This is a genomic window from Okeania sp. SIO3I5, from assembly GCF_010672085.1.
Lineage (GTDB): Bacteria > Cyanobacteriota > Cyanobacteriia > Cyanobacteriales > Microcoleaceae > Trichodesmium.
This window is the reverse complement of sequence record NZ_JAAHHT010000085.1, coordinates 1-20,349: the sequence shown is the minus strand read 5'-3', so window position 1 is coordinate 20,349 and position 20,349 is coordinate 1. Positions and strand designations below refer to the sequence as shown.

Here is a 20,349-nt window from a genome sequence, read left to right as displayed (position 1 = left end):
TATTTTGGTCAATCATATGAAATTTAAAAGTCGTCTATAATTTACTTACATATTTTTTGTGAAAAAATAGTATTTTGTTATACATCAATCAAAGCAAAGGGCGCGGACATTTTGAAATTCTCACGCCTCAGTCATAAATTATTTATGACTCTTGCATTTTGGACTTTTACCTTGCCCGTAGCGCTATACAACTTCTTGATAAACTTGTTGTACTCTGTCCAATTCTAAATCAGAAAGATAATCCACACACCAATTGGCTAAACGTTGGAGCATATGAAAGGGATAAGTGTGAGCAACACCAACCACAGGCATTCCTGCTAGTTTAGCTGCTTCAATACCTGGGAAAGTATCCTCAATTACTAAACATTCTGAAGGTTGGAGATTAATGTCTGTATATTGTTGATTTAAAATATCTACCGCTAACAAATAACCATCAGGTTTTGGTTTACTCCCATTGACATTATCTCCACCAATAATTACCTGAAAATAATCAGCTAAATTAGCTTTATTTAACACTAATTCTACTTCTGTTTTGATAGAACTACTAACCACAGCCATCTTTAGATTAGCTTGAGAAACCTGAGAAATAAAATCTACCGTATCTGAATAAATTGGTAACTCTTCAATACTTTCTAACTCTTGTTTATAACCCAAAGTTTTGCGTTGGATTAACCGCTCCAAATACTCTTCTTTAACATATCTACCTCTTTGGGCTAGTATATCTTCCAAACAAGCTTTATCGCTTCTTCCCAAACAAAATTTGTAATATTCTCCTGGTTTTAGCAGTAGATTTTCCTCAAGCAGCACTTGTTCTATCAATTTTTCGTGCAGCAATTCATCATTAATAATTACACCATTAAAATCAAACAAAACAGCTTTTAGAGTCATTTCAGTATTTAAAAGAGGGAACAGGGAACAGGGAACAGGGAACAGGTGGGATTAATTGATAATTTATGGATAATAATTGATTTCCTGTTTTAATTTTCACACCTATGTCTAATAGTTCATAGTTCAAAAGGGGTTGCCGATATGGTAATTTTCTTCAATATTTATGAACCTCACAAATATCGTTTTTTTAGTAGTGGTGTACAAGTAGTGATACTCGTATAAAAGGTTAACTAGGAACTTAGATTATTATGTTTAAATCTCGAATTTAGGGGCTTTTCTGTTCCGAGTTAAGTGTTCTCTATTCCCTTCTTCCAGCCTAAATCACTACATCTACAGGACTACCATTTTTTTATAGATATTTGAGACAAAAGCATTACACATTCAGCAACGCCGTTTTAACACTTTTTTTTCTTACTATCAATATTACTACTATACAAATTTAACCTTATTTTACAGAAAAATAAAGGTTTAAAGCCTCTCCTTTAAAGGATAAAAAAAATCCTTTTTAACCAATCCTCTTCTTAGAAAGAATAGGTAATTATTAATTATTAATTCTTGAACAATACCAATTATTATTACCTCCTGGTTAAGCAGATGGCTTGAAATACTGAATCGAATATTTTTTTTCTTATGTTTTTCTTATGTATCAAATACGCTAGGGTTCGATATAATAAAGATGTTCTATCTTAAAATAATGCCAAATCTTTCTAGCTCTCCCCACACTCTCCAAACTCTTTATCTAATTACACCAATGACCTGATTTTTTGGTCATAAGTAATAAATTATTATTATTAATGCTAATTGCTCTAATAAGCAGGAGTAGGAAAACGATCACTATCATTATCCCAGTTTGGTAGATTATGGTTTACTTCTGGTATAATCTCAGAGTATTCAGCTAAAAGTGGCTTAACACCACTACTGACCTGATGCAGCCACCATATATCCTGAGTTTCCACTGTACCAAATCCCGCAGCCCCTAACCAAGCATCAATATTACCCCTAGCATAAGACTTAATATAAGGTTCCTCAAAAATTTCCGTTAGCCATTCAGTTTGACGCAAGGTTTTTTGGTTGCCATCCAAAATCACAACTTGGCCTCCAACTTTTAACAATCGAAAAATTTCTTGTAAGATACTTCTTGATACCTGTGGTGGAGTTTCATGGAATAATAAGGCGATCGTTACTAAATCAAAATAACCATCTGGAAATCCTGTTTTTTCTGCATTGTCATGTTGCCACTGAATATTTAACCCTGCTGTTTTGGCTTTAACTTCTGCACAACCAAGCATATAAGGTGATAAGTCGATACCAATGACCTTTGCTTGTGGAAATGCCTGTTTTAACATAATGGTCATAGAACCTGTTCCACATCCTAGGTCTAGTATGCGTCTTGGTCTCACCTGAACTGCATCAACTAAAGCTTTTCTAACCCAAGTTTCATTGGGCGGTAAAGCATACTGGGTAATGGGGTCATAAGTAACTGCTGCACCTATAGTTAAATAACCACCTTCAATACCATGGAAATTTCCAGAGGTATAATATTTAGGATAAACTAAGTTGGGATTGGTGAGGCGATCGCTTTGAGCTTCCCAATCTATACTGTCGTGGAACTGTTTCATTGCTTCTTGGTCAATCAAAAAAGTGTTGACCAATGGTGAAAGAAATTTCTCGTATATTGTGTCTTTTTTAACTGCCATCAAATTTTTCTGCACTTCCAGAACTACATTTTGTGTTCAAATTAAGTTGAATCAAAATTAAGAAATTTTCTTTTCTAAGGCTTTTTTAGCAATTTTAGTAACATAAATAGTTACGGCAACTGTAGCTATTAAACCTACTCCATAGAGAACCCATTCTGCGGTGCTGCGGGAACCACCTTCCGTGCCCAAAGTTGCTAAACTACCAGCCAAGGAACCCAGATATACATACATTACTGTTCCTGGCATCATACCAATCCAAGATGCCAAAAAATAGTCCCGTAGAGAAACTTGAGTGAGACCAAAAGCATAGTTAAGTAGGTTAAAAGGAAAAATAGGAGACAAGCGGGTTAGGCCAACGATTTTCCATCCCTCATCAGCTACAGCTTTATCAATGGCCTTAAATTGTTCATTTCCTTCAATTTGTTTGGAAACCCAACTTCGTGCTAGATAGCGACCGACTAAGAATGCACAAGTTGCACCTATAGTTGAGGCGATAGAAACGTAAATGGAACCAAAAAGAGGGCCGAATAGCACACCTGCACCAAGAGTTAATAGTGAGCCAGGTAGGAATAATACTGTAGCTAGAATATAGATAATAATAAAAGCTACAGGACCCCAAGGGCCAAGTGTATCAATCCAATCTAAGGCATTTTTCAATAGTTGTTGAGCATTAAAAAATTTCTGAGCAACAATTAGGAGAATGGCAACTCCAAACATAATTAAGATTGGTTTGATTAGCTTGTTTAATTTTGGCTTTTTTTTTGTTGTTTCTTCTAAGTCGTTCATTATATATAAATTTGAAAATTATATTTATACTGATTAATATGATAATCGTTTTTGCCTATAAAAGCATAATTTTTCAGCGTTATTTAATCAGATTCTTATCTGATTTTCATTAGGTTAGATTCAAAGTTTTTGGCAAGATGGAAGAGGAAGAATAGAACATAATCAAAAAATTAGTAAATCAAGGTTTATTTTTGACAAAAAAATAAGATATAAAACCTCCCCCTATTTTTCGGTAAAACAAGAATGTTACGAATAATAAAGGCGATAAAAAGACTTTACAAAAAATCTTCCTTTGACGAATTCGATAAGTTATGAACTGGGAATGGCATCGAAACTATTTAGTCTAACTTTTCCTCCTGGGGGGGTTAGGGGTGGGTCAATTTATTGTCACGCCTAGAAAAAAGTAGGAGAGGGTGTGGAGGTGTGGGAGGTGTGGGAGGTGTGGGAGGAAAGTCCGCTTTTATTCATGCAGCTTGGGATACCCCAAGACCTTATCCTCCTCATCCTCCCCATCTTCCCTATCCTCCCCACCCTCTCCCTAAATATTCTAGCTCAGACAAAAAATGAGCAATAGGGGGTTAGGGGTGGGTTGACTCCTAAAAAACCTCCTAGTGCAGGATGGCAGAAATAAATGACCAGTTACAACATCCTAAAAGCCTTACTAACCAATAATGCATGAATTTTGAATGCATGAATTCCGCGTAGTGGCACTAGCTATTTTTAGCAAACATTTACATTTATCATGCCTGATATAACTTTGTGAAAATCGCTATAATATTATAGCATTTATCAAAAAGAATGCTAGATAAAATTGGGTTGGCAAGTGTGGGAAGTATGGTAGGTTTCGTGAGAATAAATGTAGGAAAAATCTATACTAACCTACTTTAAATTGTCAAAAAAATACTTTGAATCTTAGTAAAAATTGAGGTTTTGAAGTATAGCATAAGTATAGCATTAATTCATGGTAATTGGTATTACACCTTTCCCCCTGTTTCATTATTAAGCTATTCTGTAATTATTTATTTGTAATCTCAAATCTGTTTGATTGGACATACAAAAATTCTCCAATCCTCATAACTACTAAATCTTGATGATTCTATCTTCTCCTGACCGAAAAATTTTGGTTTCAAGCCTTCTCTTTGAATAGGATAAAAAAAGAATCTTCTGTATTTTCAAGCCTCCTGGTTCAGAAGGAGGTACTGATAACTGATAACTGATAACTGATAACTGAAATAACGGCGTTGGTAAATCAAGAGATGAAACTTTAATAAATTTGTTTCTAATACCTCTAAAATACTTACTAAAATATAATGATGGGTCTCACCCCTAGGTAAAAATTATCTTACCAATTACCAGTGCCAGATTTTATACAAGTATTCAACTAGGCATGATATTAGAGACAAACGTCAAGTCAAACCCTTTATCAAAATAATTGGGTATAAAACCTTCCCCCTTTGAAATTTTCAAAAGAAATGTTTCCGGAGGGTTGCTCAATAATGCCTTTTGGAAAAACAACTTCTGATTTCTTAGTTGTGACTTCGTTAATCTCCCTGAGAGAAACAATTTCTGACTTCTGATTTCGTTAAGGTATTAAAACCTTGATCTTTCAACCCAGGCAAAATGTTTAACAAACTTCCTCTAAAAACTGTCCTCATTGTCCCCTTTATTTTGCAAATTGCTACTACTGCTGGATTAGTGGGATATTTTTCTTTTACCAATGGACGCCAATCTGTTGATACTCTGGCGAATCAGTTAACTAAGGAAATTAGCTCTCGTATTCAGCAACACGTTTTAGATTATCTAGATAAATCTCATCAAGTTCTCAGAATAACTAATGCTGCTATTGAAAGTGGGAATTTAGATGTTGACAATTTTGGGGAAATGCGACTCTACTTTTGGCAAATCGTTAAACAGCAGGAACGGGAAACCGATCTTTTTTTTGGTAATGAACAGGGAGAGTTTATTAATGTTGAAATTAGTCCTCATACCGGAGATATTGACTTAAGAATTCGGACTAAGGATACTCAACCAATGCGTAAAGTGTATCGGTTAAACGAACAGGGGGAAATTGGTAAACTGTTGAGAGTGAGAGAGTATGATCCCCGCATTCGTCCCTGGTATCAAGGAGCAAAAACACTGGGTAAAGCTACATGGAGTTCTATTTATTCAGCTATTTCTGGTTCTAACACATCTTTAGATATAGCTGCGGTTCAACCCATTTTTGATTCTGACGGTGATTTTATCGGAGTTTTGGCAAATGAAATTAGCTTAACCCAGATGACAGAATTCCTCAACAACTTAAAGATTAGTCCCCATGGCAAAAGCTTTATCATGGAGCGATCGGGAAATTTAATTGCTAGTTCCCAAATTCCTGAACCTTCTGTAATTACTGAAGTTGATGGAAAGCGAAAAATAGAACGCTTGCACGCTCTTGATAGTGATAATACTATAGTCAGGGTGACCGCAAAATACCTACAAAAAACTTTTGGTAGTTTAGAAAAAGTTAATGGCAGCAAACAACTTTATTTTCCTATTGATGGAGAGTCGTACTATGCAAGTATAATGCCAGTTAAAGACGGACGGGGTATTGATTGGTTAGCGGTTGTCATTGTTCCTGAAAGTGACTTTATGGAAAAAATAGACGCTAATACAAGGACTACTATTTTATTAAGTATTACTGCTGTGATTGTAGCTATTTTACTGGGGATAGCTACTACTGATTGGATTACTAAACCAATATTACAACTTAATTCTGCTGCTAAAAAAATCGCGGAAGGCAAATGGGAAAATCAACTTGATATTCACCGTAGGGATGAAGTGGGAGAACTCGCTCACTCCTTTAAAAGCATGGCAACTCAACTCAAAAATTCTTTTGAAACTCTAGAAACACAAAACCAAGAACTCAAAAAATTAGATCGCCTTAAAAACGAATTTTTAGCCAACACTTCTCACGAACTACGCACCCCACTCAATGGAATTATTGGTATTGGTGAATTTATTCTAGAAGGGGAAACCAAAAAAACAGACTCACCACTCGCTTCAAATTTAAACATGATCGTGTCTAGCGCTCGTCGTCTGTCTAATCTTGTTAACGACATTCTTGACTTTTCTAAGATTAGATACAATCAGCTAGAATTACAAACTAAAGCTGTTGATGTTTTTGCGGTTGCAGAAACAGTAGTCACCATAAATGTATTAGTCAGTAAAAAAAATCTACAGTTAATCAATGCTATTCCTAAAGATTTACCTCCCGTTTGTGCTGATGAAAACCGTCTACAACAAATTTTCTATAACTTAATTGGCAATGCTATTAAGTTTACTGAGTCTGGGAAAATCGAAATTTCTGCAGCGGTAATTACTAATAATTCTATAGATTCTCCTCACGTACTTTCAGTTCCTGAATACTTCAGTCAAGAGCAGCAGCAATCTCAAGAACTAATGATTACAGTTTCTGATACTGGTATTGGTATTCCAACTGATAAATTAGAAAGTATTTTTAAATCTTTTGAACAAGGAGAAGGTTCCACAGCGAGAAAATATGGCGGTACCGGTTTAGGGTTAGCTGTCACTAAACAATTAGTCGAACTCCACGGCGGTTCTATTTGGGTAGAGTCAGAGGTTGGTATAGGTTCTAGTTTTAGTTTTACCCTACCCATTTCTGAACAACCTGTAGTAGATACCCCTAGTCTTCCTGTTTCCAAAGTTAACAATGTTGGTTATCTCATTGAAGAAGTAAAAACATCTGTAGACATCCAACCTAATGAAAATTATCTAGCAAATGGTGATTTCCACATTTTAGTTGTTGATGATGAACCTATAAATGTTCAAGTTTTAACTAACTATTTAAAAGCAAACAACTATCAAGTTACTCAAGCATTAAATGGAAAACAAGCTTTAGCTGCTTTGGAGAAGTATGAGAATTTTGATCTGATTTTGCTAGACGTAATGATGCCAAATATAACTGGTTATAAAGTCTGCGCTCAAATTAGAGAAAAATACCCCGCTCAATCTTTGCCCATTCTAATGTTAACTGCTAAAAATCAAGTGGCAGACCTAGTTATGGCTTTCCAATTTGGTGCTAATGATTATCTAACTAAACCTTTTGCTAAAGATGAGTTATTAAGTAGGGTAAAAACCCATATTCAATTATCAAAAATTACTAATGCTTACGGACGTTTTGTACCCCACGAATATGTAAAGTTACTCTCAAAAGAAAGCATTATTGATGTTAAACTCGGAGACCGAGTTAGTAAAAATATGGCAATTTTCTTTTCTGATATTCGCTCTTTTACAACTATATCTGAGCAGATGACTTCTCAAGAAACTTTTGCTTATGTTAATAGTTATTTACAACAAGTTTGTCCAGAAATTCGCGCTCGCAACGGTTTGATTATTAAGTTTATGGGAGATGGCATTATGGCAGTATTCCCAGATGGTGCTGATGATGCAGTTGAAACTGCCATAGCTCAACTCAAGAAATTACAACAATACAATCAGGTTCTAAAAGCAGCAGATTTTCCTCCGGTTAAACTTGGTATAGGTATTCATTGGGGTCACATGATGGTAGGTATAATTGGAGAGGAAGGTAGAATGTCGGGAGATGCACTTTCTGATAATGTTAATTTGACGGCTCGTTTGGAAAGTTCGACTAAGTTTTATGGTGTTTCTTTATTAATTTCTGAGTCAGCTTTTAACTGTTTAAAAAATCCACAAAAATATCAAATTCGGTTTTTAGACAGGGCATCTGTTAAAGGTAGAGATGAACCTATTAATGTTTATGAAGTGTTGGATGGTGAAGTTGATTTTGTCCGAGAATTAAAGTTAAAAACTCAGGCAGATTTTGAGCAGGGTTTAGAATATTATCGTTTAGGAGATTTATTTTCAGCTAAAGTTTATTTTGAGAAAGTATTAGCAGTTAATTCTTCAGATAAAACAGCTCAACTTTATTTAGAAAGAATTGATAAGTTAATGGGAACTGGTGTGCCGAAAAATTGGAATGGAGTTTGGAGGTTTACTCAGAAGTAATACCAGGCGTGATCAATGTTTACTACAAATAACTAGGGGTTTTTTTAGGAGTCAGGAGTCATATCAAATCCGTTTAATTGGGCAAAAAAACTCCTATCTTCATAACTACGCTCATCTTTATGATTTTTTCTCCTCCTGACTCCTGTACAGGCGATTCGCGTTTGCGGAGCATTCCCGCACGGAAATCGCCCCTACTGTGGTTCAACCAAATGAAAACCACTGTATGACAAATTCAAAAAAAGTCGTTACAGCATTAATTTCTAGACTTCCGCTAGCATACCAAAGCACTGTAGTAATATTTGATCAAATTGGTGTTAGTGAAGTTGAAATAATTTGAACAATTTCTCTCAGTTGCTCAGAGTTAAAAGATTCGACTAGCTTATTTGCTACTTTCTGAGGATTATGGCGTGGTATAGTTAGCCATAGACTACTATTTTTGTTAAAAGATGAAGCTGTTTCTAACCACTCTTTGAGGATTTTTCTTCCCCGATCTGTAATTTGATAATAACCACGTTTTTTTGTAGCTAATGGATCTATCCATCCTAAGTCTAACCATCTTTTTCTCCAAATATTTGCTGTACTTTGGGAAACCTGTAATATTTCTGCAATTTTGACTGTATTGATTGGTTGATTATCTGGACAGGCGTTAACTACTTTAGAAAATCTCTGAAAATATCCCTCTGGTTTGCCTGGATATTTAGGTGGGGGATCTTCTACTTCCTGCCCTCTAGCAATGCCTAATTCTAGCTCCTGAATAACTTGATCAAGTTCTGATGGAACGCAACCTAATCCAAAGGGTGGTTTAGCTTTGCAGAATTGTGCATAAGTTTTAAAGGCTTTTCCTCGTTCATTGACAAGTTGGCGATATCCAGCCTGTTTTTTCATCAAGTCACGCCATGCTTTTAATTGTCGAGCATTAAAAGTAATATCATTTAAGACAGACTGCATCTCTAATCTAACAGCGATCGCCCAAGGGCGCGAACCAGGTGTGGCGTTTAAATTACCAGCATTGCCTAGAGTTTCGATATGAGACTTTAATTGTTGATTGGATATTCTTTTTGTAGCCATGCCCAAACCCTCCTTAATTCTTCAAGTGTCATTTCTTTACGAGACTTACGAAAAGAGTTATAAATTTCTTTATTTATAGCTTTAACTTCTAGTTGATTTTTGACTGCATAACGACGCACATAATTTTCAATTTCTTTCCTAATTTTTTCTTCCTCTTCACTAGGTGTTAAAGTTTCTTTTGTACTAATAATTTGCTTCGATATAAGATTTTAATTTTTCATTGGATATTCTTTTTGTAGCCATGCCCAAACCCTCCTTAATTCTTCAAGTGTCATTTCTTTACGAGGCTTACTAAAAAAGTTATAAATTTCTGTATTTATGGCTTTAGGTTCTAGTTTATTTATGGCTGTATAACGACGCACATAACTTTCAATTTTTTCCCTGATTATTTTTTCCTCTTCACTGGGTGTTAAAGTTTCTTTTGTAATAATAATTTGCTCGGAATTTGTTTCTCCTGTTGTCTGGTTATAATCATCTATAATACGCTTCATTTCTATAGTGCTGATTGGTACATCTCGGCCTAAAATCTTTTGCATCGTTGATTTGATTTTAGCTGTTTCACCATAATCAATATTTTCACCACTACTTAAATCGGAAGCTCTAGAGCGTGTTAAATTAGAATTTAATGGAATAGTAGAATCATCTCTATTTTCACTGCTTTTATTATTATCTTTTTCACTATTCTTCCCATTATTCCTATCATATTGCTCTTGTTCTTTTTCCCTAATAATAGATTCTTGTTCAGCCATTATTTTTGCCACACAATCACGGGCAAACTGGTCATCAGGCATAAAAATTAAACCATTTTGTTTTAATTCTCTAGCTTCTCTATCTACTCGAGCTGCTCTTGCCCAACATTGCTCTAACCAAGGTGTACTTCTAATATTAGTTAAACAGGCAATATGAGTAATTGCTGGAACATCAAGCCCTTCATAAGCCATTGCCACTGTCACTAAAACATCCACTGCATTCCTATCACCATAGTTATAGTCTTTCTTGAATTTTTTTATTTCTGCTTGAGCTTTTTTTGATTCATCACTTGTAGCTATTACAGCTTTTATTTTTAAATCCTCTAACCACTTCAAATATTCCTTAGCTGTTGGTATTGATGGTGCAATAACTAACATTTTCGCTCGTGAATTAATTTGTTTATAAGATTTCCAACTATCACTACATTGAGTTAATAGCTGACGAGCATATCCTGTCTTCAGTGCTGTGTTAAGTGCTACATTTGTATAATCTCCTGCTTCTGCTAAACTATCTACTGAACGCCTTTCCCCTGTTTTATCTACCCATTCTGCCTCTCCATCACCCCACTCAAAATGAAGAGGCACGATCGCCTCTTCTCTCAAAGCTTGACTTCTTGTGTAACGAATAACTCGTGTATCTTCACTATCAAATAGATCGGGAGTCATACCATCAGTAGTTTGTCTATAAGGCATAAAAGCTATTGCTTTCTTATCCCCTCTTTCAGCAGTTCCAGTTACCATAATTACTAAAACTGCCCGATCTACTAATGGTTGTAAAGCTCTATGCGAGGAACCACCTTCTTCAAAATGATGAAACTCATCTAAAACTAATATATAGCGATGACGCTGAAATTCTTGTGCATGAAGATTTGGGTTAGCTACTATTGCTTGATAGGTAGCAGCATAACCTGACGTTCCTTTGGAAGGGTTTGGTTCATTGTTATTTGCCCTAATTTTATGTTCATACTCCAGTTGTTCTCTAAAATACGGAGATACAAAATTTTCTTCTGCTTGCTTTTGCAGATTAAGTCGTGGAACTACCCAACAAATTTTGTCCGCGATAGTTCCTTGAAAATTTCCTCCACCTGAAGAGGGAATCAAATTTGCAGCAGCAATAATTGGAATCAAGCTTTTACCACCCCCTGGTGTAACTACCATCACAACTTTTCTAATTTTTTCCCCTGCCTGGATACGTTTACATATTTGTAGAAATTGTTCTTGATGATGCCTAAGTTTAATAGACTCTGTAGGTTGGGAAAATAAACTCAGTTGGGTTCCTGTTGCCATGCTTTTGTTCTCCTCAGCAGTTTTTTCATAATGACATTTAGGACATAGTGCCTGCATTTCGTGGACATTGGTTCTATTAGTCTCGGCCCACCGCTCTATATGATCTGCGTGCCAATTTGTAGGTAGATCGCATCCACATTTCTGGCACTTACCATTAGCCGCATACCAAAGGGCTGCTCGTAGGCGTTTTGAGCGAAGAAATCGGCTTTGATTGGACATCTAGTAGAGATTAATTGAGCTTACATAGTGGACATAACTGTACCTATAAGTTTAGCTTAGTTTGACTTTTTCGTCAATCTTACAATTTAAAGGAAGTGAGATTTATATCATGTCCAGATGATTAGTAATAAAAAAACTTCCTCCTCTTCCCTCCTGACTCCTGAACCCTGACTCATTATTTATAACTATTCAACCAGACATAGTATTACTTCTGGGCATAAAACCATAGAGTAGATAAAAAACCATACTTAGTATATTATAATACAGTGTATTCTGGCTTTTTTGGCCAATACACCTCGATCTAAATTTTTGACTAGCTTAGGCATGGGCTATGACTTCTCAAATTCTTATAGTTGAAGATGAAGCAAAACTAGCTCAATTTATAGAGCTAGAACTTAAATATGAAGGTTATCAAGTAACTGTCGCTAATGATGGATTTACTGGACTAACAATGGCACGGGAAATTAAGCCAGATTTGATACTTCTTGACTGGATGTTACCAGGTTTATCAGGGTTAGAATTATGTCGCCGTCTGCGGACTACTGGGGATAAAGTACCAGTTATTTTATTAACAGCTAAAGATGATGTGAGCGATCGCGTGGCTGGTTTAGATGCTGGAGCTGATGATTATGTGTTAAAACCTTTTAGTGTGGAAGAGTTATTGGCTAGAATTAGGGCACATCTCCGCAGAACTCAAGAACCTAATCCCGATTTATTAATGTTTGAAGACCTGAGTTTAAACCGAAGTACCAGAGAAGTTTATCGTGGTAATAGGGAAATTGAATTAACAGCAAAAGAGTTTGATTTATTAGAATATTTAATGGCTCATCCTCGGCAAGTTTTGACAAGAGATAGAATTTTGGAAACTGTCTGGGGTTATGATTTTATGGGAGATTCAAATATTATTGAAGTTTATGTTCGTTATTTACGTTTGAAGTTAGAAGCAAATGATGAAAAACGTTTAATTCAAACTGTGCGAGGGGTAGGTTATGTTTTGCGTGATTAACTCAGGTATAAGGTATTAGGTGTTAAGTTTTAGATGTTATTCCAGTTTGATAAATTTGAGTATAAAGTTGGGGATATTGGTTAGAAGTGGTTGTTTTTTATATTAAGTTATTAATCTAATTGAGCAATAAAATTGACTATTTTTATTGTTTGTTCCTTCTTCGCTTTTCCTTCTGACTAACCTCAAATATTTATAATATTGTTTTATGAAAATTGTATTATACTAAATCTCACTTATTTTTGTTATACCTCCTTGAGGGTAGGGAGTAAGGTTCGACTAAATAATACCAATTAACTTTAAAAATTTCACAAATAGTTTCAAACTTTAGATGTGGAATAATTTGCTTAAATTACTGTGGTATCAAAGTTTCAAGTCTATAAAATCTAAAAGCATGATTTTTGAGTGTCAGATGTGCGTCTTACATTCTGTTTGCAGAGCGTTTCCGCAGGAAATGGAAACCTCAGAATTACCCACTCGCTTTTAACTTCCGTGAAACGGTATAAGATATCTTGGCGTAATACCTAATAATCGTTAAAAAGATTCCTCTTACTTATCTTATTACTTAATAACTGAAGTCTTGAGAAATGTCTTGCATTAATGCATGGGAATTGCTATTAGGTACTTAAGTATAAAAAGAAAGAAAACTGAAGTATATAAGGAAAAATAAAATTCACAAAATCTCTTCCGTTTTGTCTGTTGTCAGATGAGTGATTATTTTCTGATAACTACAATTTTTTACCTAAAAATTTTGGTTTAAAGCCTCCCCTTGGATAGGGGATAATAAATAAAAATTTTCATAATTAGTCAATCCTATTAGTTTCAAGGAGAGGTAATTATTAATTATTCATTATTCATTATTAATTATTAATTGTTGAAATCAACCTACTTAGCTAAAAAGAACTTACTTATTGAAAACTATTCAACTTTTTCTGTCTCTGTAAATATTCAGCTATTAGCAGTCAGCAATCAGCTTTTTTTTCGTAAAGAATGAAAACACATTTGCTATGGAAAACTAAGGTATTCGGATCTGCTTTGAACCATATTTAAGTATCAAAATTCAGTCTTTCAATACTATAGAACTACTTCATTAATTGATAATGGATAATGAATAATGGATAATGGATAATTACCTCTGGTTAAAACCGTAACAGAATGGAATTCTAGGAAATATCCTAGCACTTTTCTCGCATTGGTGATTGGATATGGTTAAGTAATACCAATTCCCATGCATTAATACTATACTTGGGAAAGACTTCATTTAGTAAGTAATTAACACAGGCCGAATTACCTTTTTGCTAACTATTAGCAAGTTAATATTAATTATTTTTTCGACCAGAAAATGTTTAAGTACCACTATTCCCTTACAACACAAATTTATTGTCAAATACTAAAAGATGTAGTGCTATAGAAATAACTTCATTTTGTATAAAACTAATGGTTAATAAATGAGGACTAAATAGGGTTTGCTGATTAAATTTTAAAGCATTGACTCCTAAAAGTTTTAGCCTGTAATGGTCTTGAAAAAGTACAATGTTTTTGCTCAATAAAGCTCTTGCTAGGAGCGGATGAAAGGGTTGACAAGAGCCGAAAAATCACGAATTAAATTCTTCCTTCTGCCTCCTTTAAATTCCTTACTCCTCCAGTCTCAAGTCTCCTGTCTCCTGACTCCTACCCTCACCCATAAGACTTTTTCAGCAAACCCTAAATATTTACTTTTCTCTACAACCTATAAGCTTGAAACAAGAAGAAAAAATCCAAACTCTATAAATAGATTTAGTCATAAAATTGGCTAGCTCTCAATACCAAATTTTGTTTATATCTCTTATCTGATTTTTTGATTTTTCTCAGCAAATACTCATCTAAAAGTGTTTTAAATAAATTATGAAACTGGTAAAACTTGAGAAAATGATCCAAAATCTACTCTAGATTTTGTAAAGTTTTGCTTAATGTTTAAACCTTATGGTTAATTATTTGGTAAATATGATGAATTGGGAAAACTTTGAACAAAATTTATCTATGACCGATACAACTACAAATGAACAATTGACTGCTAATTATAACATTGAAAGTGCAGTTTTAGAACGTTATCAAGAAGGCGCTCAACAGGTACAACCTGCCCTATGTTGCCCAACTAACTATGAGGAAAACTATCTTGATATTTTACCTCTAGAAATTATTGAAAAAGATTATGGTTGTGGAGACCCTACTCGCTACATATCTGCCGGAGAAACTGTTTTAGATTTAGGTTCGGGTGCTGGAAAAAATTGCTATATTATTGCTCAAAAAGTTGGTGCAGAGGGGCAAGTAATTGGGGTAGATTTTAATGATGATATGTTGGCATTAGCTCGGAAATATCAAGATAATATCGCCGCAAAAATTGGATACAAAAATACTAAGTTTGTTAAGGGAAAAATCCAAGATTTAGCTTTAGATTTAGACTTAGTTGAAAACTGGCTTAGTACAAATCCGATTACATCTATAGATGGTTTAGCTGCTTTTGAATATGAGTGTAATGCTCTCCGCAAAGAACAACCTTTGATTCCAGATAATAGTGTTAATGTTGTAATTTCTAATTGTGTGTTGAACTTAGTTCGCCCTCAAGATAAACAGAAACTATTTCAGGAAATTCATAGAGTATTAAAACCAGGAGGTCGAGCAATTATTTCTGATATTGTCTGTGATGAAAACCCCACTCCAAAAATTATGAACGACCCGGAATTATGGAGTGGCTGTATTGCTGGAGCATTTCGAGAAGATATTTTTATAGAAATGTTTGAAGAAGCTGGTTTTTATGGCATTGAAATTCTTAAACGTGAGGAAAAACCCTGGCAAATAATTGATGGAATAGAATTTCGATCTATGACAGTTTGTGCTTTTAAAGGGAAAGAAGGAGAATCTTTAGAACGGAATCAAGCTGTGATTTATCAAGGTCCTTGGAAACAGGTGGTTGATGATGATGGTCATACTTTATATAGAGGTAAAAGAATGGCTGTTTGTGATAAAACTTTCCAGATTTTTACAGATAAAAACGGTCCTTACCATCAGGATTTTTTGCCTGTTGAACCTTATACAGATATTCCTTTAAATGTGGCAGAAAAGTTTGACTGTAAATATGGAAAAACTCGACATCCTAGAGAAACTAAAGGCATGGATTATCAAGTGACAAGTATTAATAATAATAGTGATTGTTGTACTCCTTCTGATTGTTGCTGAATTTAGCATAAAATAGAGTAAATTCATTGTCAGTTATCAATATCTACTACTTAAGTAGGAGGCAAGAAAATCCGAAATTTCCTTTTTTATCTCTTTGAAAGGGAATGGTTGAGAAGCTATTTCTTAGTCAGCAACTAAGATAAGTCTAGACTATCTAGATTTCAACTCAGTAGAAACTAGAAACTAATTTCTACTGTTTTTTTATAAATTACCGAAAAATTGGGGTAAGTGCCTCGCCTTTAATAGGACGACTTTTTAGCTGATTTTTTTCAATAAATATGCTATCCTAAATGTTAGTTTAAAATCATTTCATGAAAGCGATATTTAAGTACCGTATACATCGAAACACCGGAACAAAAATACTGATTAGTCAAGCTATTTTTTTGTTCGTATTGTTTGGAATAACAGCCTAGATTTCTCCCATAATAAATACAAGTTAGGAGAAAATAAACCAAGGGGAGGATGTCAAACTATATAGTATCAGGAAGCAATAATTAATAATTATCTCTCCTTAAAAAGAAGAGATAATTATTAATTATTGAACGGTTTTCTTTTTCCTTAAGTAGATTATTTTTTCATGTCTGGTATTATTTATATAGCGTTTCCCAAGCTCTCGGAGGTACAGTTGTTTTTCTTCTTTATCTATTCCTACGGAATGAGAATTACTACTCCTTATTCCCTACTCCCTACTCCCTATTCCCAGTTAAGTTTTCCCTGTTCCCTAAAACCAAATAATTTTGTACCTCACGCTTTTTTGGAATTGCTATATACTAATTCTAAATTGATTAGGAAAATTTTTATAATAATTAATTTGAGCTGAAAACATGAGTAAATTCTAATTACTTACTTCTAACTGCTTTAAGGGCAAACGGTTGTTTTGCGGGGCAACATGAAACGCCCCTACACCAAAATATTACAACCTAAATAGGATTGCTATAGGTATTCAACCGAAAATTATATTAGTCAAGGCTAAGAGACTGTTGGTAAAATAAGTAAAATTAATTGTGTCTTCGCCTATTTACTATTTCTTCTCTAATCCAAATTCCCATGCATTAATTTTATGCTTCCTAAAAACCTTAGTTATTAAGTAATAAATAAGTAAGAGCAATATTTTTAACGGTTCATTTGTAAAGCGCAAAGATATACTATCTCTAAAAATCCCACTCCCTACTCCCTGCTCTCTACTCTTAAGAAAATGTAGCGAGAATAGGCAATCTTTGGTATAAGATAAGATAGTAATAGTGAAAGTTTAACTAAGTACCAATGAATAGAATCCCTAATTCCAATTCTCAACCTCTTGATAACCATTTAGTTGAATCAGAAAACAATAAAAATGATCAAATGGAAATTATAGAAGCTTATAATCCTGAAACTAAGGTAATGCTAGAACGGTTTATTTTAATGTTAATAGCAGTGGGATTAGTAGTAGGGGCAATTTTATCAGTTGGAGTTGTCTATATTCTTGATAAAACTGGATTTACAACTCCTCCTAATCAACAGCAAATAGATTTAGAAAAATGAAACTTATTCACTTATTATTTCAAGCATTTAGCCTTCAGCTATAGTGGTTTTCATATTAATTATCTTAGAGTATTTTTTATCTTTTCCCTATGGCTTTTTGCCTGTTATCTAAAATCAAAAATCTGTGTAGCAAAATTTGTGTACCTCTTATGTTTGATCAATATTATATAAGCCATTATCTATTCACTTATTACCTTTGAAGGAGGGATTGTAATTAAAAGATTTAGCTATAATTAAAAGTATTGGCAAAAGTATATTAGCTACTTAATGACGATTCAATATTACTCAAATTCTTGAATATTTATTGAAATTGAGTGTGATAGAAGTTCAACGAATACTTACTTCATTTTTAGTCATTAAATATCACTGCTAATAGCTCAATACTTACCTATGATATTCTGACTCGCTTTTCCTAGATCCTGACTCCTAATTACCCCTAAAATATTACAGCAATTCCCAAAAAGCTTGAGGTACAAAATTCTTTTTTTTTAGGGAATAGGGAATAGGGAATAGGGAATAGGGAGTAGTAATTCTGATTTCGTAGGAATAGATAAAGAAGAAAAACAACTGTACCTCCGAGAGCTTGGGAAACGCTATACAACTGAAATATTATTACCGAAAAATTCAGGTTTAAACCTTCTCATTTCAAAAAGAAAAAAAAGTTCCTTTTCACCAATCCTCTTCTTTTTTTTAAAAAGAAGAGGTAATTATTAATTGTTAATTATTAATTATTAATTATTAATTATTGAAGATAGTTTATGATATTATCTAATAATCTAATAAAATCAAGGGTATAATTATGACTGATTCTCAACAAGTTCCTGTAGATGAAAAATTTCTACCTTTTCTCCAGAAAGTTCAGACTGAAGCAGGATTACCAGATATTTACGATGCTAGAGATATTAGTGTTATTGTATTTCGGACAATGCGTGATTTGATGACAACAGAAGCATCTAATCAGGTCGCCTCAGACTTAGCTTCTAGCAGTGAAAAACCAGATCCAGATGAAATAGGAGAACTGTGGAAAGATAATAACCCACTTGTTGCTTTTCTCAGTAAAATTCGTCCTCCACTTATATTTGATGGCGATACTTTTATTTTCCGAGTTAACCAAGAAGCTGGAGTTCCTAAAGGAATAGCACCTGAAACTGTAATTAAAGCTGTTTTTTCTGCAACTAAAGAAGAATTATCGACTCAGAGAATTGAAGAAATAGCTGGTTTTATGCCAGATAGAATTAAGATTATGTGGAACGAAGCTTAGAAAATTAATATTTTCCCCATCCTTTGTTAATTCTATTTTGGTGGGGAATTAACACATAATATAGAATCTCGGTAATTAGTTATTCTATGATTTAGCAGTTAGGAGTCAAGAATTAGGAAAAAGAAATAATTTAAGAGTGATTTTGATTAAAATAATTGGGTGTAAAACTCCGCCTTTTAAAGCCAAATATTTTGGGAGGGTTGCTCAAAATACCCATGAAAAAATAACTTCTGACTTTTTAATTCTAACTTCTGAGTTTGTTAAGTAGGAGTATTTAATGGAAGATATGTATTCAAACGATAAAGTCGATAGGGATGTGTGGATATTTGTCTGTGAATGATAGAGTGAAAATTTCACAGTTACTGTCTTTCATTACTAAAAAATCAGGATTTTTCAGAATGATGCAAATTTTTCAGTTTTTGGAGATAATTTTATAATTATCTCTTCAATAAATATAGGCAATAATTGATTATTATTTATTTCTTAATTGTTTCTCAGGTTAGATTCAGCTTGCCTAGACTTAATTATAAATATCTGCTAGTTAATAATCAAAAAAATTAGGCAATTTTTTATTGTGAAAGTGTAATATTTTCTAACAAAAGCAGTGTCAGGAAACAGTAAATATTAATATAATTAGTAAATAATCAGTTAGTCAGTATTGCTATATCTAGTTAAGAGATGGAAAATTTAGGAAAAAGCTAAGGTTATCACTTATCAGTACCAACCCCTGAAGCATCGGGATTAAAATACTAAACTTTATGGTGGTGGTGCTGAGGAATGGTAGAGAGAGTGTGGGAGGTGTGGGAGGTGTCGGAGGTGTGGGAGGTGTGGGAAGTTGGTTCGTGTGGGAAGTTGGTTCGTGTGGGAAGAAATTACAAAACTTATGTATCTTCGCCATTCCTCAGCAGGACTACCAACTTTATTTTTTTCATCCTCTTAAAAAGGGAGAGGATATTGACCTTATTTTTTGGTAAAATTTGCTGAAATTCATACCTATCAGTTAGTTTTTTATCTACATTTAAGAGAAATAAGGTAAGACCATTTCTCTGTAACAATGCGCTTAATAATTTTGGCTCAGACCTTATTACACTGACTATTCTAATTTTTATATTAAGCGCAACATCAGGTCTAAATGGTATAAGGGAATATTTTATTTGTCAATTAAATTTATCATGTTCAACCTTGAGTTAAATTATAGCCTTTCTTAGACTAATGAAGTACATCTACCTTTATTTATATTCTATTCCCTATTCCCAGCTAAGTTTTCCCTCAAACTTAGAATTTTGTACCTTACCAGTATTAGGAATTGCTATATAGCAATCCTAAATAGGTTGCGGGTAATCAAAAACTAGAAATAAACTCCGAAAGTCTTACCTAATTGCCCATTGCCTATTGCCTATTCCCTAAAAGCAGTGAGATTCTTATAAACAAATATATTAGAGGATTGCTATAGTATACTTATTAATTCTATTAGCTATTCCCTGATTCAATTTTTTCAATTCCTTATTAAAGTTATTAAAACTTATTGCAATGATTCAAACAGCTTTAACCTAAATAATTAATAATTAAACAATTAAATAATTAAATAAATAATTAAATAATTCAGGTTTAAAGCCTCCCCAATAAAGA

At 33.8% G+C, this 20,349-nt stretch carries 13 protein-coding genes; 7 read left to right on the top strand and 6 right to left on the bottom strand.

Features of this window, described 5'->3' with window-relative positions:
- Nucleotides 1-183: 183 nt before the first annotated feature.
- The 3 genes from F6K40_RS19425 to F6K40_RS19415 form a co-directional block, all read right to left on the bottom strand.
- Nucleotides 184-888: an HAD family hydrolase gene (locus tag F6K40_RS19425; protein WP_293138748.1), complete on the bottom strand. Its 705-nt coding sequence runs from the start codon at nt 886-888 to the stop codon at nt 184-186.
- An 806-nt stretch (nt 889-1,694) separates the two neighbouring features.
- Nucleotides 1,695-2,585: a class I SAM-dependent methyltransferase gene (locus F6K40_RS19420; protein WP_293138747.1), complete on the bottom strand. Its 891-nt coding sequence runs from the start codon at nt 2,583-2,585 to the stop codon at nt 1,695-1,697.
- Between the two features lie 57 nt (nt 2,586-2,642).
- Entirely contained in the window at nt 2,643-3,302 is a 660-nt protein-coding gene (locus tag F6K40_RS19415; RefSeq protein ID WP_375340581.1) for a TVP38/TMEM64 family protein, read from the bottom strand.
- 453 nt (nt 3,303-3,755) lie between these two features.
- On the opposite strand from F6K40_RS19415, the gene F6K40_RS19410 reads away from it, so the two are divergent.
- Both F6K40_RS19410 and F6K40_RS19405 read left to right on the top strand, forming a co-directional pair.
- Entirely contained in the window at nt 3,756-3,938 is a 183-nt protein-coding gene (locus tag F6K40_RS19410; protein ID WP_293138745.1) for a hypothetical protein, read from the top strand.
- A 1,053-nt stretch (nt 3,939-4,991) separates the two neighbouring features.
- Nucleotides 4,992-8,396 carry a response regulator gene (locus F6K40_RS19405; RefSeq protein ID WP_293138744.1) on the top strand — a complete coding sequence of 1,135 codons (3,405 nt, stop codon included), beginning with the start codon at nt 4,992-4,994 and terminating at the stop codon, nt 8,394-8,396.
- 303 nt (nt 8,397-8,699) lie between these two features.
- On the opposite strand, the gene F6K40_RS19400 is transcribed toward F6K40_RS19405, so the two are convergent.
- The 3 genes from F6K40_RS19400 to F6K40_RS19390 all read right to left on the bottom strand — a co-directional run bounded on the left by F6K40_RS19400 (nt 8,700) and on the right by F6K40_RS19390 (nt 11,719).
- Nucleotides 8,700-9,464, bottom strand: coding sequence for a hypothetical protein (locus F6K40_RS19400; RefSeq protein WP_293138743.1), 765 nt, complete (start codon nt 9,462-9,464; stop codon nt 8,700-8,702).
- Nucleotides 9,431-9,583 (bottom strand): hypothetical protein, encoded by a 153-nt coding sequence (locus F6K40_RS19395; RefSeq protein ID WP_293138742.1) that lies wholly within the window; start codon nt 9,581-9,583, stop codon nt 9,431-9,433. The genes F6K40_RS19400 and F6K40_RS19395 overlap by 34 nt, the downstream gene beginning before the upstream one ends.
- Nucleotides 9,584-9,673: 90 nt before the next feature.
- Entirely contained in the window at nt 9,674-11,719 is a 2,046-nt protein-coding gene (locus F6K40_RS19390; RefSeq protein WP_293138741.1) for a DEAD/DEAH box helicase family protein, read from the bottom strand.
- A gap of 331 nt (nt 11,720-12,050) precedes the next feature.
- Here F6K40_RS19390 and F6K40_RS19385 point away from each other — a divergent pair, with 331 nt between their 5' ends.
- From F6K40_RS19385 to F6K40_RS19365, 5 genes are all read left to right on the top strand, one after another.
- Entirely contained in the window at nt 12,051-12,725 is a 675-nt protein-coding gene (locus tag F6K40_RS19385; RefSeq protein ID WP_293138740.1) for a response regulator transcription factor, read from the top strand.
- Between the two features lie 2,016 nt (nt 12,726-14,741).
- Nucleotides 14,742-15,938: a methyltransferase domain-containing protein gene (locus F6K40_RS19380; RefSeq protein ID WP_293138760.1), complete on the top strand. Its 1,197-nt coding sequence runs from the start codon at nt 14,742-14,744 to the stop codon at nt 15,936-15,938.
- 1,263 nt (nt 15,939-17,201) lie between these two features.
- On the top strand, nt 17,202-17,459 hold the full coding sequence (locus F6K40_RS19375; protein WP_293138739.1) for a hypothetical protein: 258 nt from the start codon (nt 17,202-17,204) through the stop codon (nt 17,457-17,459).
- A gap of 799 nt (nt 17,460-18,258) precedes the next feature.
- A complete protein-coding gene (locus F6K40_RS19370) occupies nt 18,259-18,720 on the top strand; it encodes a DUF2267 domain-containing protein (RefSeq protein WP_293138738.1) in 462 nt (153 codons plus the stop codon).
- 777 nt (nt 18,721-19,497) lie between these two features.
- Nucleotides 19,498-19,704, top strand: a complete 207-nt coding sequence (locus F6K40_RS19365) for a hypothetical protein (RefSeq protein WP_293138737.1) — start codon at nt 19,498-19,500, stop codon at nt 19,702-19,704.
- Nucleotides 19,705-20,349 lie beyond the last annotated feature (645 nt).

Excerpts from the sequence above, each read along its gene's own strand:
- F6K40_RS19380 (WP_293138760.1), top strand. The coding sequence starts at position 14,742 with ATGACCGATACAACTACAAATGAACAATTGACTGCTAATTATAACATT.
- F6K40_RS19375 (WP_293138739.1), top strand. The coding sequence starts at position 17,202 with ATGAATAGAATCCCTAATTCCAATTCTCAACCTCTTGATAACCATTTA.
- F6K40_RS19390 (WP_293138741.1), bottom strand. The coding sequence starts at position 11,719 with ATGTCCAATCAAAGCCGATTTCTTCGCTCAAAACGCCTACGAGCAGCC.
- F6K40_RS19365 (WP_293138737.1), top strand. The coding sequence starts at position 19,498 with ATGGTAGAGAGAGTGTGGGAGGTGTGGGAGGTGTCGGAGGTGTGGGAG.
- F6K40_RS19425 (WP_293138748.1), bottom strand. The coding sequence starts at position 888 with ATGACTCTAAAAGCTGTTTTGTTTGATTTTAATGGTGTAATTATTAAT.
- F6K40_RS19420 (WP_293138747.1), bottom strand. The coding sequence starts at position 2,585 with ATGGCAGTTAAAAAAGACACAATATACGAGAAATTTCTTTCACCATTG.
- F6K40_RS19370 (WP_293138738.1), top strand. The coding sequence starts at position 18,259 with ATGACTGATTCTCAACAAGTTCCTGTAGATGAAAAATTTCTACCTTTT.
- F6K40_RS19400 (WP_293138743.1), bottom strand. The coding sequence starts at position 9,464 with ATGGCTACAAAAAGAATATCCAATCAACAATTAAAGTCTCATATCGAA.
- F6K40_RS19385 (WP_293138740.1), top strand. The coding sequence starts at position 12,051 with ATGACTTCTCAAATTCTTATAGTTGAAGATGAAGCAAAACTAGCTCAA.
- F6K40_RS19405 (WP_293138744.1), top strand. The coding sequence starts at position 4,992 with ATGTTTAACAAACTTCCTCTAAAAACTGTCCTCATTGTCCCCTTTATT.
- F6K40_RS19415 (WP_375340581.1), bottom strand. The coding sequence starts at position 3,302 with ATGTTTGGAGTTGCCATTCTCCTAATTGTTGCTCAGAAATTTTTTAAT.